7 protein-coding genes are annotated in these 13,453 nt (G+C 72.2%); 3 read left to right on the top strand and 4 right to left on the bottom strand.

Annotated elements, in window-relative coordinates; genetic code table 11:
- Positions 1–2: 2 nt before the first annotated feature.
- A complete protein-coding gene (locus OIB37_RS16700; protein ID WP_330458396.1) occupies positions 3–545 on the bottom strand; it encodes a DUF2165 domain-containing protein in 543 nt (180 codons plus the stop codon).
- Positions 546–652: 107 nt separating this feature from the next.
- Between OIB37_RS16700 and OIB37_RS16695 the strand changes: the two genes are divergently transcribed.
- Positions 653–3,949 carry a tetratricopeptide repeat protein gene (locus OIB37_RS16695; protein ID WP_330458395.1) on the top strand — a complete coding sequence of 1,099 codons (3,297 nt, stop codon included), beginning with the start codon at positions 653–655 and terminating at the stop codon, positions 3,947–3,949.
- 434 nt (positions 3,950–4,383) lie between these two features.
- Positions 4,384–5,499: an ADP-ribosylglycohydrolase family protein gene (locus OIB37_RS16690; protein WP_330458394.1), complete on the top strand. Its 1,116-nt coding sequence runs from the start codon at positions 4,384–4,386 to the stop codon at positions 5,497–5,499.
- A 424-nt stretch (positions 5,500–5,923) separates the two neighbouring features.
- Here the strand turns inward: OIB37_RS16690 and OIB37_RS16685 are convergent, their stop codons facing one another.
- From OIB37_RS16685 to OIB37_RS16675, 3 genes are all read right to left on the bottom strand, one after another.
- On the bottom strand, positions 5,924–7,492 hold the full coding sequence (locus OIB37_RS16685) for a sodium:solute symporter family protein (protein WP_330458393.1): 1,569 nt from the start codon (positions 7,490–7,492) through the stop codon (positions 5,924–5,926).
- Between the two features lie 156 nt (positions 7,493–7,648).
- On the bottom strand, positions 7,649–9,679 hold the full coding sequence (locus OIB37_RS16680) for an MFS transporter (protein WP_330458392.1): 2,031 nt from the start codon (positions 9,677–9,679) through the stop codon (positions 7,649–7,651).
- A gap of 222 nt (positions 9,680–9,901) precedes the next feature.
- On the bottom strand, positions 9,902–12,430 hold the full coding sequence (locus tag OIB37_RS16675; RefSeq protein ID WP_443058160.1) for a D-alanyl-D-alanine carboxypeptidase: 2,529 nt from the start codon (positions 12,428–12,430) through the stop codon (positions 9,902–9,904).
- A gap of 181 nt (positions 12,431–12,611) precedes the next feature.
- On the opposite strand from OIB37_RS16675, the gene OIB37_RS16670 reads away from it, so the two are divergent.
- Positions 12,612–13,388 carry a GOLPH3/VPS74 family protein gene (locus OIB37_RS16670; RefSeq protein ID WP_330458390.1) on the top strand — a complete coding sequence of 259 codons (777 nt, stop codon included), beginning with the start codon at positions 12,612–12,614 and terminating at the stop codon, positions 13,386–13,388.
- Positions 13,389–13,453: the final 65 nt, after the last annotated feature.

The raw sequence follows: 13,453 nt of genomic DNA, 5'->3' as shown, positions 1-13,453 counted from the left end.
GGTCAGTCGTTGCCCCGCGGCGGCTGCCCGCCGCCCGGCAACTGGTTGACGATCAGGGCCACTCCGGCGAGCAGGAACACCCGGGTCGCCGCGTCCAGCCCGTTCCAGGTCTTCGACTGCCACATGGCGAACCACTCGCCGCCTATGGCGATGAATCCGGCACCGAACAGCAGCAGGAGCATCAGCAGGCCGTAGGTGGACACGCGCCGGGCCCGCTCGTGCCGGCGGCGCATCCACAGCAGGGTGCCCCAGACGAGGACGACGGCCGCCACCGACTCCCACACGATGATCGCGTCGTAGGCGGCGTCCTGGAGCCCGGTGCCGGTGATGGCCCGGCCCATCAGGTCGTCGTCCCCGAACGTCGTGTCCATCGCCAGCACATGCCGGACGAACTGCTGGTTCGTGCCGTAGTCGGTGATGTTCCCGAGCGCGACCAGGGCGATGTAGAGGGCGAGGATGCCCGTGAGCACTCCCGAGGCCAGGGACAGGCCGGTGCGGCGCGTGGTCCCGGCGGGGCTGGTGATGTCGGTGGGGGTGGTGGTCATGGATCAATTCTCCCTGCGGGAAGCCGAGTTCTCGCGTGTGCATTGCGCCAGAATGAGAGCGCCGGCGTCGGGGGAAGGGCAGGCTGATGACACAGGGACGGCCGTCGATGCAGGAACTGATCGGACGGCGCAGACGGGCCGGGTTCGTCGGCCGGAGCGACGAACGGGCCGCGTTCCGGGAGAACCTGGACCTTCCGCCCGAGGACGAACGCCACCGCTTCCTCTTCCACATCCACGGCAACGCGGGCGTCGGCAAGACGTTCCTGGTCCGGGAGCTGGAGCAGACCGCGCGGGACCGGGGCGCGCTGACGGCCTACGTGGACGAGGGCGCGGGCAGCGTGCCGGAGGCGCTGGCGGTGATCAGCCGCGAATGCGCCCGGCAGGGACACGAGTTCAGGAAACTCGATCGCGCGCTGGCGTCGTACCGGGAGCGCCGGCACGAGGCCGAAGCCGTGGCCGCGGGACTCGAGTCCGCACCGGACGCCCCGTCGCCGGTGACCACCACCGCCGTCCGGGCCGGACTGGCGGGCCTGGGGCTGATCCCCGGCGCCGGACCGTTCGTGGGCGCGGTCGACCCGGCCCAGCTCAGCCAGTACGCCGACCGGCTGCGCCGCGGACTGAGCGCGCGGTTCAGCAACCAGGACGACGTCCAGCTGGTGCTGTCCCCCGAACGGGCGCTGACCCCCAAGCTGCTGGACGAGCTGGCGGACGTGGCGGCCGGCGTGCCGTGGATCATCCTGTTCTTCGACACGTACGAGCGGACCGGGCCGGTTCTCGACAGCTGGCTGCACGACCTCATGACCACCGACCAGTACGGCGCCCTGCCGTCCAACGTGGTCATGGTCACCGCCGGACAGCACCCCTTCGACACAGCCCGCTGGGGCGGCTTCGCGGACTTCATGACGGAGGTGCCGCTCGGGCCGTTCACGGAGGCGGAGGCGCGAGGGCTGCTCGCCGACCGTGGCGTGGTGGCCGAGCCGGTCGTGGCGGAGGTCCTGCGGCTGACCGGAGGACTGCCCCTGCTGGTGTCGACGCTGGCCGAACAGCGCCCCGCCGACCTCGACGGCATCGGCGACCCCAGCGCGACGGCGGTCGAACGCTTCCTGAAGTGGGAGCGGGATCCGGTACGCCGAGCGGTGGCACTCGCCTGCGCCCTGCCCCGGGGGCTGGACATGGACGTGTTCCGCGCGGCCGTGGACAGCACGGAGGAGGAGTCGGAGGGCCTCTTCACCTGGCTGCGGGGACTCTCCTTCGTGGACGACCGGGGCGACCGGCCGCGCTACCACGACCTGGTGCGCGAGACGATGCTGCGGTTGCTGCGCCGACGCTCTCCCCAGGGGTGGCGGGAACGCCACGAAGGGCTCGCGGCGATCTACGGCCGCTGGTGCGGGGAGGCCGCCGACGGCATCCCCCCGGTGGAGGTGTGGCAGCAGAAGCGGTGGCGCGAACTGCGCCTGGAGCAGGCGTACCACCTCCTGTGCGCCCGGCCGCGCACGGAACTGGCCGGGGCGCTGAAGACCGTGATCGAGGCCTGCCGCTGGGAGCAGGCGGACGGCCGTCGCTGGGCCCGCATGCTGGAGGAGGCGGGCGGCGCGGCGGACGACGCGGAGCTGCGCGACTGGGGCCGACGGCTCCGGGACGCACTCGCGGACGACCAGCAGGGGATGATCAGCGCCGTGGACCTGCTCCTGTCCCGCCCCGGGCTCGACACCTCCGGGCGAGCGCTGGCGCACGGCCTCAAGGGGAGGCAGCTGCGCAGGGGAGGCGAGTACCGGCGGGCACTGGCCGAATACGACCGGGCGGTGGCGCTCAGCGAGCGCGCGGCCCTGCCGGACACCGACCTCGCCTTTCTGTACTACGGCCGCGGCGCCACTCACCAGTCGCTGACCGACTTCCCGTCCGCGCTGGCCGACCTCGACCGGGCGGACGCGCTGTGCCCCGACGACGCGGAGATCCTCGGCGAGCGCGCGGAGACCTATCGCATGGCCGGACGGTTCGAGGAAGCCGGCACGGAGTTCGACCGTGCCGTAGCCCTGGACCCGGCGGACTCCTACGCGCTCGCGTGCCGCGCGGTCTGCCGGCACGCGCTCGGACGACTGGACGAAGCGCTGGCCGACTTCGACCGGGCTCTCGCCCTGGACGGCACCTACACATGGGCACTGGTCCGCAGAGCGCGACTGCGGCGCGCCCGCGGGGAGTTGGACGAGTCGTTCGCGGATCTCGACCTGGCTGTCTCCCTCGCGGGGTCGTCGGCCTGGGTGGCGTCCGAGCGAGGCGACGCCTACCGGCTGGCAAGCCGGTACGAGGAAGCGGTCACCGAGCTGAGCCGGGCCGTCGAGCTGCAACCCGAATACGCCTCGGCCCTGGCGAGCCGTGGTGTGGCCTGCCGTGAACTGGGCCGCCACGAAGAGGCGTTGGCGGACCTCGACCGCGCGATCGCGCTCGTCCCCGGCTACTCCTGGGCGCTGGGGCACCGGGCGCAGTGCAAGCGGGAACTGGGCGACGAGGAAGGGATGTTCGCCGATCTGCGGCTGGCCGTCGAGGCGGATCCGGACCTCGACTGGATCCACACCGAGCTGGGCGACGCCCACCGGCGCGCCGGCCGGTACCAGGAGGCGCTGCCCTTCCTCCGGCGTGCGCGGGAACTGGATCCCGACGACGCCTGGACGCTGGCCGTCCTGGGCGCCGTCCACCTCGGACTGAGGGACTACCCGAACGCCTTCCGGCACCTGGACCGCGCGTTGACCCTGGACCCCGAGTACGGCTGGGCGCTGACCCAGCGCGCGCCGGCCGCCCTGGAGACCGGCCGCACGGAGCGGGCCCTGGCCGACCTGGACCGGTGCGTCGCCCTGGAGGTGAGCGTGGACTGGGCCCGCGGTCAGGCCGTGGATCTGCTGATGCGGTGCGGCCGATGGCCGGAAGCACACGCACGGCTGGCGGAGGCCGACCGCTCGGGGCTCCCGGGGGAAGTCCTGGAGGAACAGCGCGCGGAGGCCTACCGGCACACCCGGCAGTGGGCGGCGGCCGGACGGGAAGCCGAGCGGATGCGCGTACGGGACCCCCTCGCCGGTGCCGTCTGTCTCGCCCTGGCCGTCACCGGGGCGCACGGCGCGAGCACGGCGGAACCACTGTGGCGGGAGGCGCCACGGCTGCTGGATCAGGCCGACCTCCACGCCCCGTTCGTCCAGTGCCTCGTGGGCTGTGCCGTGGGTGAGTGGAGCGTCGCCGACGCGGCACTCGCCGAGTTGCTGGCCGCGGAGCCGCCCTGGGACGGCCTGGCCCTGCTGGCCGACGCGCTCGTCGAGCTCATGACCGCCCCCGGAGCGGACCGAGCCCGCATCGCACCCCGCTTGGCGACGGTGGCGGCGACCCGGGACGCCGTCCAGGCACGCTACGCGGAGTGAGCGGCGAAGCCCGGGACTTCCGTCCGGGTGGCGCCGGTGCCGGCCACGGCGACCTCGACGCGGCGGCCGGGGCTGTGACGTGCGGGGACGGTGCGCCGTACGCAGTCACCGCCATCGTCACCGTCGCGACGGTGTCTGCGACTGTGCCTGCTTCTGCGTCTGCAATGTTGCGACGTACCGCCGGCCCCCTGCCCGGCCGCTGTCGCCCCTCGCGGTTCCGCTCCCGGGCGGAATCTCGACCGGGCATTGCGCTCATAGCTGGGCGGGAATGACCTGGTGGGGTCGATTTGCCCCCGTGAACCGACCGTCCTTGGTCGATTACCGAGACTCTGGGTCGGACGACCCAGGCCGGAATCCCTGGACTTTAGGCCGGGGAGCACGTCAAAGTGCTCCCCGTCGTACGTACGTACGGACGGTGCCGCGAGGAGGTCTGGGTGAGTGCGACAACCGGTGCCGTCTGGGGCCGTGTCGAACAGCAGGACTTCCGCAGCCGGGTGCGCGGCACCCTGCTCGGCGTCGCCCTCGGGGACGCGCTGGGCGGGCCGGTGGACGCGCTCGCCCTGGACGAGATCAGGGCGTCCTGCGGCGGGGAGGGCCTGCTGGACCTCGCCTACGGGCACGGGCGGCGCGGCACGGTCACCCACCACACCCAGCTCACCCTCTTCACGGTGGACGGCCTCATCCGCGCACAGGTGCGCCGCGACACCGGCGCCTGGCACCCGCCGACCGACGTGCACCGGGCGTACCGGCGGTGGGCCGCCACCCAGCGGGACTGGGGACCGGACGAGCGCCGCAAGGAAGACGGCTGGCTGGCGCGCGAGGAGTGGCTGTACGCCCGCCGCGATCCCACCCGCTCGCTGCTCATCGGCTTCGGCGACGACACCATGGGCACCCTGGAGAAGCCGAAGAACCCCGGCGAACTCGGCCCGGAGGCGGTGGCCCGCTCGGCCCCCTTCGGCCTACTCGTCGGCTGGGAGCCCCAACTCGTCCTCCAACTGGCCATCGAGTGCGCGGCCCAGACCCACGGCCACCCCATCTCCTGCCTCGCGGCGGGCGCGTACGCCGTCATCGTCCACGGGCTGGCGCGCGGCGAGAGCCTGGACGGCGCCGTCCAGCGCGCCCTCGTCCTCCTCGCCGGCCGCCCCGGGTACCAGCCCGTCGCCGGCGCCCTCCAGCACGCCCTCGGCGCCGTACGCCAGGGCATGCCCACCCCGACACGCGTCGAGGAACTCGCCGGGGACGGCACGGCCGACGGCCTCCTCGCCGCCTCCGTCTACTGCGCCCTGGTCGGCGAGGACGTACGCCACGGCCTGTGCCTGTCCATCAACCAGAGCGGCCCCAGCGCGGCGGCGGGCGCCCTCACCGGCGGCCTCCTGGGCGCCCTGCACGGCGAGACGGCCCTCCCCCCGGCCTGGCTGACCGAACTGGAGGGCCGCCCCACCCTCCTGGAACTCGCGGACGACTTCGCCATGGAAATGACCCAGGGCCCCGCCCTGCACGGCCCCGCCGGCTCCTCCCCAGCCTGGCTCACCCGCTACCCCAGAGCCTGACCCCACCCCCCGGCAACCCCCTCAGGGGCGCGAGGAACTGCGCGCCCAGCCCCCACGAACCCGCAGGGGGCAAAACCACCCCCGCCAGGCCCCCCGCCCCCCGAAGCCAACGCCCCCGACAACCCCCTCAGGGGCGCGGGGAACTGCGCGACAAGCCCCCACGGACCCGCAGGGGGAAAGCCACCTCCGTCAGGCTCCCCCCGCCTCCCGAAGCCAACGCCCCCGCCAACCCCCTCAGGGGCGCGAGGAACTGCGCGCCCAGCCCCCACGGACCCGCAGGGGAAAGCCACCCCCCAGTCAGGCTCCCTGCCCCCCCGAGGCCGAGGCCCCCGACAACCCCCTCAGGGGCGCGGGGAACTGCGCGACAAGCCCCCACGGACCCGCACCCACCACACCACCGCACCCCAACGGCGCTCCCCGCCCACTACTCCCGCGCCTGCGCCCCCCGAACCTCGTCCCCCGCCCCCGAAGGCGCCGGCACCGCAGCGACCCCGTCCCCATCCGTGTTGATCCGCTCGATCACAGCCACCCGCTCCGGCGTGTCCTCGGGCTTCACGTACCCGATCAGCACGTACAGCACCAGCGAGACCGCCAGCGGCACGGAGACCTGGTACTGCAGCGGAACTCCCCCGTCGACCTGCCAGTTGATGGGGTAGTTGACCAGCCAGAAGGCCAGCAGCCCCGCCGCCCAGCTGGTGAGCGCGGCCGTCGGACCGGAGCGGCGGAACGGCCGCAGCAGCCCCAGCATCATCGGGATGGCGATCGGCCCCATGAGACCGGCCACCCACTTGATGACCACCGTGATGATGTCCTTGAACGTGGGGGAGCTGACCTGCGTGGCCACCGCCATGGAGAGCGCAAGGAAGACGACCGTCGTGACCCGGGCCGCCAGCAGCCCCGACCGCTCGCCCCACGCCCGCGCCCGCCGCGACACCACGGGCGCCACATCACGCGTGAAGACCGCCGCGATCGCGTTCGCGTCCGACGAGCACATGGCCATCGTGTGGGAGAAGAAGCCGACGATCACCAGCCCCAGCAGCCCGTGCGGCAGCAGCTGTTCCGTCATCAGCCCGTAGGAGTCCGAGCCGTCCGGCTTCTGCGCGTGCACCAGGAGCGGGGACATCCACATGGGGAAGAAGAGGACCACCGGCCAGACCAGCCAGAGGAGCGCGGACAGGCGCGCCGAGCGCTCGGCCTCGCGCGCACTGCCCGTCGCCATGTAGCGCTGGGCCTGGTTGAGCATGCCGCCGTTGTACTCGAAGAGCTTGATGAAGAGGAACGCGAGGAGGAAGACCGTTCCGTAGGGCCCGACCAGAGGCTTGCCGTGCCCGTGCAGCGCCGGCTCGTCCCAGGCCCCGAGGAACCCGATGTTCTTGTCGCTCAGCTTCAGCACGACCGCGACGAACATCGAGACACCGGCCAGCAACTGGATCACGAACTGGCCGAGTTCGGTCAGCGCGTCCGCCCACAGGCCGCCGATCGTGCAGTAGACGGCGGTGATCGCGCCCGTGATGAGGATGCCCTGGTTCAGCGAGACACCCGTGAACACCGACAGCAGTGTCGCGATCGCCGCCCACTTGGCCGCCACGTCCACGATCTTCAGCAGCATCCCCGACCAGGCCAGCGCCTGCTGGGTGGGGAGGTTGTACCGGTTCCTCAGGTACTCCAGCGGAGAGGCCACGTGGAGCCGCGACCGCAGCCGGTTGACGCGCGGCGCGAAGAGTCTGGAGCCGATGGCGATGCCGAGGGCGATCGGGAAGGACCAGGTGACGAACGAGGTGACGCCGTAGGTGTACGCGATGCCCGCGTACCCGGTGAACATCACCGCGCTGTAGCCCGACATGTGGTGCGAGATGCCGGAGAGCCACCAGGGCATCTTGCCGCCGGCCGTGAAGAAGTCGCTGACGTTGTCCACGCGCTTGTGCGACCAGACGCCGATCGCGACCATCACACCGAAGTAGCCGATGAGTACGGCCCAGTCGAGACCGTTCATGTCTCCCCTTCCAGCGTTCGCACCAGGGTCAGGAATGTGAACTCTGGTTTCGAACATGGACACGCGGCAAGGAAGGGGAAGGTCAAGAGGAAGTAAAGATGTTCGCTTTGATGACCTCAGTTCACGGACATGAACGCAATCGGGGTGTGGCCGAGGCTAGCCCAGCCCTTCGGGGCACGGCGTGCCCCGCGGCAGCTGGTACGGCGCCGCCAGCCGGTAGGTCCCCGCCTTCGGCGCCAGCAGCACGGTCCACCTGTCCCCCTGCGCGTCCTCCGGCGTCTCCGTCAGACACCCGTTGACGTTGTCGTACGTCTTCGGCGCGTCCTCGGCCCGGCGCTTGGACGCCGGCGTCTCCTGCGGCGGCTCCAGGCTCCTGCCCTGCTCGTCCACGATGCTCAGCCACGGCGAGTACGGAATCCTGATCACCACCCGCCCGGCCTCGCGCACCTCCAGCGTCATCTCGCCCTGCTCGGCCCGGTCCACGACCGCGTTCGGCTCGGCCAGCGGCGCGGGGTCGGTCACCCGGAACAGCTGCCAGTTGGCGTCGCCCCAGACCTGCGTCAGATACGGCATCCCGCGCCGCACCAGTGCCCGCTCGCGCTCACCGCCGTCCCCGTCCGGGTCGTCCTTCGGCAGCACCACGAAGTGCACGGCCCACCGCTGGAGCCACGCGTGGTAGTTCGCCGAGTTGAGCGTGTCGTCGTAGAAGAGCGGGTTGCGCTCCATGTCGGCCTGCCGGTTCCAGCCGCGCGCCAGGTTGACGTACGGCGCGAGCGCGGAGGCCTCGCGGTGCGAGCGGGGCGGGACCACCTCGACCCGGCCCTTCTGCGCGCCGGCCCGCTGCAGCTCGTGGACCAGCGGGGCCAGTTCAAGGGCCCAGGACGGTGTCGGGGTCGTGTGGATGATGTCGTCGACCGACTTGAAGCCGATCCAGCCCGTGAAGCCCAGACAGGCCAGCACGGTCGCGTACCACTTGCGCGAGCGCGGCACCGTGAACGGCAGCGCGGCGACCAGCGCGACGCCCGCGAACAGCATCGGCAGCCGCGAGATGTTCGAGCCGATCTGCGAGCTGATCAGCCACACCAGGACCACGGACAGGCTGTAGACGCCCGCCGTCAGCCGGACGGTGACCCACTGCTTCGGCACGAGGAACACGCACAGCAGCCCGTACAGCAGGGGCATGATCACCGAGCCGAACGTCATCGGCTGCGTGCCGGAGAACGGGAACAGCCACGCCGAGACGGCCACGACGGCCGCGGGCGCGAGACCGAGCGCCCACGCGCCCGGCCGCCGCTTCTGCAGGAACAGTGCGACCGCGACCAGTCCCACGAAGAGCCCGGCGACCGGCGAGGACATGGTGGCGAGCGCCGCGAGCGGGGCGGCGGTCAGAGCCTTCGCCCAGCGTTTGAACCGCCACCGGTACGGCCAGCAGAAGACGGCCGCGACCGAGCCGAGCGCGAACATCGTGCCGAGCCCGAACGTCACCCGCCCGGACACCGCGTTGCACAGCAGCGCGAAGACCCCGGCGAGCGTGGCCCCCAGCGGGTTCCGCACCGTCCGCCCGCGGACCAGGATCAGCGTCAGCAGGCCCGCCGAGACGGTCCCGGCGATCATCATCGTCGTACGGACGCCGAGCACCGACATCAGATACGGCGACACCACGCTGTACGACACCGGGTGCATGCCCCCGTACCAGGCGAGGTTGTACGCCGAGTCCGGGTGCCGCCCGACGAACTCCGCCCAGGCGTCCTGCGCCGCGAGGTCGCCGCCACTGTTCGCGAACGTGAAGAACCAGATGACGTGCAGCACGGCCGCGAGGGCGGTGACGGACAGCACGGGGTACTTCAGGAACGTCTGCCGAAGGGGTTCGGCGGCGAGGCGGGCGCGGACGAGCCAGAGGGGCACGCCGGTGTATGTGCCATGGTCGTGCGCGCCGGTACGGCCGTCCCCGTCCCCGTCCGCGTCCCTGTCCGCGTCCGCGTCGCTGTCCCCGTCCGCGGAGGCCGGGGCCGGGGCCGGGGCCGGGGTGACGGCGGTCGCGTGGGTACGCGTGGCGCTCCGGCGGTCCGTGCGGTTCTCGCGCGGTGCGCGATTACCGTCCGTGTCCGTCGCGGATGGGTGTATTCGCGGGCCGGGCCCCCGATCGGGGTCGGCGTCGTCGGCGCGCGTCGGCTCGGCTGTGGCCACCTGAAGGCACTCCCCGTGTGTCCCGTCTTCTGTTCTCGACCGTGTCCCACGCTGTTCCCGGCCGCTTCTCGTTCAGCTCGCGGCCCGTCCCGTGACCGGCGACCTGCCCCGATTCGTGACGCTAGCACGCACCCCGCCACGGAGCCCCCGGGTGGGGGCTCCGCGACGGGGTGCGCGGGCGGAGCGGTGGTGGCCGACGGCGGTGCGATCGGCCCGGACGGGTCAGCCCAGACGGGTCAGCCGGGCCGAGAAGCCGGGCTCGGCCAGATCGTCCCGCAGGGCCACCGGAACCTTCACCGCACCGGCCGAACCGTCACCCACGGTGAGCGTTCCGACCTTGGTGCCGGCCTTGGCGGTGTGCGGTACGGGGGTGGAGGCGAAGGAGAGCCTCACCTTCAGGCCGGACCAGCCGGCCGCCGTGACGTCCTGCGTGGCCACGACCGGGGTGCGGCCGCCGAGACCGTCGTCGACGTACCCGACGACATCGCCCTTCTTCAGGATCGTCGCCGACTTCAGCGCGCCCTGGGCGGCCCGGATCAGCTTGTCGCCCGCGTCCAGGACACCGCTGATGATCGTGTTGTCGAAGCCGCCGGCGGGCTGGCGCATCGCGGCACCGATGACCAGGCGCGTCTCGCCGCCCACCTCCTGCTTCGCCGCGAAGACGAGGTTGCCGAGGGCGGAGGTGGTGGTGCCGGTCTTGATGCCGACGACGTTGTTGTGACCGACCAGGCGGTTGTAGTTCGAGTGGTTGACGCCCTTGTAGTCGTCGTACGACATCATCGCCGAGACCTCGCGGAAGGCGGGCATCTCCATCGCGGCCTTGGCCAGCTTCACCTGGTCCACGGCGGTGCTGACCGTCGAGTCCGTGAGCCCCGAGGGGTCGGTGTACGTGGTGTTGCTCATGCCGAGCTTCTTGGCGGCGGCGTTCATCTTCGTCACGAACGCCTTCTCCGAGCCCGAGTCCCAGCGGGCGAGGAGACGGGCCACGTTGTTCGCGGACGGCAGGAGGATCGCCTCCAGCGCCTCGCGCTCGGAGATGTGGTCGCCCTCGGTGACGCGGACGGTCGACTCCTGGCCCGCGTCCGACTGCTGCTCGGCCTGCTTGTCGATCCTGATCTTCGGTCCGGCCTCACCGCTCTTGAGGGGATGCTCGCGCAGGATGACGTACGCCGTCATGACCTTCGCGACGCTCGCCGTCGGCACGGGCTTCTGCTCGCCGGAGGACCCGAAGGTGCCGATGCCCTGGACGTCGAGAGCGGCCTGGCCCGAGGCCGGCCACGGGATGTCCGCCTTCGCGCCGTCGAAGGTGTAGCTGTCCTTCGCGGTGAGCGAGAGGGTGGGCTGGGGGAGCGGCCGGAAGTTCTGTACGACCGCGAAGACGACCGCCAGGAGCAGGACCAGCGGGGTCCAGATCTTGACCCGCCGGACCGCGGTGCGGACCGGCGTCTCCGGGGGCGGCGGCGTGTTCGTCAGCTCCGCCAGCAGGTCCAGCGGGGGCCTGGGGGGCAGCGGTTGCTGCGTGGTGCGCTCGGGGCCGACCTGGGGGACGGGACGGGTCGCGTCCGCGGGCCTGGCGGGGGGCGCCGGCCTGAGGTCGGGCTTCAGCGCGACGAACCTGCTGGTGCGCTCGGGATCGGGCGTGGGGGTGTCCGCGTCCGCGTCCGTCTTCGTGTCCGCCTTGGCGGGCTCGGGGGACTTGGGCTTCGCCCCGAGCTTGAGCATGGTCGTCGGCTGGTCGACTTCCGGCTTCTTGGGGCGTACGGCCTTGAAGACGGTGGTGGGGTGATCGACGGGGGGCGCGTCCGCGGTCTCTTCCGCGGCCGCCTCGGCTTCGCCTTCGGTGGTCGCTTCGCCTTCGGCGTCCGTGTCCGGGCCCGCATCATCCGCGCGGGGCTCGCCGTCGGGTGCGGGTGACCCCTGCGGGGTGTCCTCGCCGTCGGCGGCCGCCGGTGCGTCGTCGGCGGTATCCGCGTCCTTGCCGTCGCCTATGGTCCGCGCCTCGGGCTTGGGTTCTGCCTTGGGTTCGGCTCCGGCCTTGGGTTCGGCTCCGGCCTTGGGCTCGGCCTTGGGCTCGGACTTGGGCTCGGCCTTGGCCTCGGGCTCGGCGGCCTCGGCGTCGGTCTCCTCGGTGTCGGCGTCGGGCTCGGCCTCGTCCACCTGCTCCGGGGCGTCACCGCCGGCGGTCTTCGCCCGCTGCCCGGCCTCGGGGGCCGCTGCGGAGCCGTTCCCGGCCTCGGCGGTGTCCCGCGGCTCGTCCTGCTCCGAAGCGGTCTCGGCGGTCTCGGCGGCCTCGGCGGCTTCCGCGGGCTCCGGTTCGTCCTCGGACGTGGCCTCCGCGGAGTCCTCGGCCTCGGGCTCCTTGTCGGGCGTCGCCGGCGCGGCCTCGTCCGTGGTCTTCGCGTCCTCGGCCGCGGCGTCCGGGGTCTCGTCCCCGGTCCCGGGGCCGTTCGGCTCCTCGGCGTCCGACTTGGCCGCGTCCGCCTCGGAGTTGGGCGTCTTCGCCGAGCGGACCCAGGACGAGACTGCCTCGCGAAGGTCGGCGTCGTTGTCGCCGGACTTGGTGTCCCGGATCGTCAGGACCTTCGTCGCCGTGTCAGCCGCGACACCTGAGGAATCCTTTTCGCGGGAGACCGACGGCCGCGGATCGCGAGCCTCGGGAACCGAACCCCCGCTCCCCGACTTCCGTTCCGCCGACGACTCGTGCTGCTTCGACCTGTCGGGGGACTCGCCCGCCACCGATGCCTCCTCCATGCGCCGCACGCGCACTCGCGCGCCCTGTCCGAACCATGTACCAGTGTCCTGTGTGAGAGCCTGGCCCCTGCGGTAGACGAGAACGACATACCTGCCGGTTCCCTCACGAAGTGGTCACGCACCCTCGACAGATGAATGTGAGAGGCGTCACCCTGTCATTCATCCACGCGGGGAGGCATGGATGGGCAGGAGCCGCAGAACAATTCCGGAGGAGCTTCTGCTGCTGGCACTGGACCCGGCCACGGGTACCACTGCACAGCCGCAGTCGCTCGACCTCGGTCTGGCCGGTGCACAGCTAGTGGAGCTGGCGCTGGCCGGACGGATAGCCCCAGACGGGGATCGTATCGCCGTGGTGGTGCCACGGCCGACAGGAGATCCGACTCTGGACTGCGCGTTGGAGTTGCTGCGAAGGCGCGGCGCTCCGGTACGGGCCGTCCATTGGATCGGCGGGCCACGACTAGGACTGCGTCAGACCTATCTCTCGCATCTGGAACGCTGCGGCATGGTCGCCGCCGTGGCCGGCCAGATGTGCGGGGTGCTGCCGACGACGCGGTACCAGGCGACGGACACCGCCATCAGCCGGGAGATCCGATCCCGGCTGGACTCCGCGATCCGCACCGGCGTACCGCCGGACCCGCGGACCGCGGCGCTCGCCGCGCTGGCCCACGCAGTCGGTCTCGGCAAGCACCTGTATCCGGGGAACGAGGGGCGTTCGTCCCGGTCCCGGCTGCGGGATCTGATCCGGCACGACCCGATGGGCGGCCTGGTCGCACACGCCGTCATGGACGTGCAGAACGGCGTTGGCGCACAGCCTCGGCGCGGGCCGGCGGCACCCGGCAGGCCCGGTGGGCCCGGCGGACCCGGCGTGCCCGGAGTCAGGGCGGCCGCGGCGGAGCCCGCGCACGTGGTGCCGATGCAGCAGCACCACAGCCCCATGGAGCGTGCCGTGGCGCACTGAACCGCGGGCCGGCGGAGCCCAGGGCCCGGACGACCGGTGCCCGGGATCAGGCCGGTGCCCTGCAC

It is taken from the genome of Streptomyces sp. NBC_00820 (assembly GCF_036347055.1).
In the GTDB taxonomy this organism is placed as follows: Bacteria; Actinomycetota; Actinomycetes; order Streptomycetales; family Streptomycetaceae; genus Streptomyces.
This window is presented reverse-complemented; position numbering and strand designations above follow the sequence as displayed.

Coding starts and splice junctions, on each gene's coding strand:
- OIB37_RS16685 (WP_330458393.1), bottom strand. CDS start 7,492: ATGAACGGTCTCGACTGGGCCGTACTCATCGGCTACTTCGGTGTGATG.
- OIB37_RS16670 (WP_330458390.1), top strand. CDS start 12,612: ATGGGCAGGAGCCGCAGAACAATTCCGGAGGAGCTTCTGCTGCTGGCA.
- OIB37_RS16695 (WP_330458395.1), top strand. CDS start 653: ATGCAGGAACTGATCGGACGGCGCAGACGGGCCGGGTTCGTCGGCCGG.
- OIB37_RS16675 (WP_443058160.1), bottom strand. CDS start 12,430: ATGGAGGAGGCATCGGTGGCGGGCGAGTCCCCCGACAGGTCGAAGCAG.
- OIB37_RS16700 (WP_330458396.1), bottom strand. CDS start 545: ATGACCACCACCCCCACCGACATCACCAGCCCCGCCGGGACCACGCGC.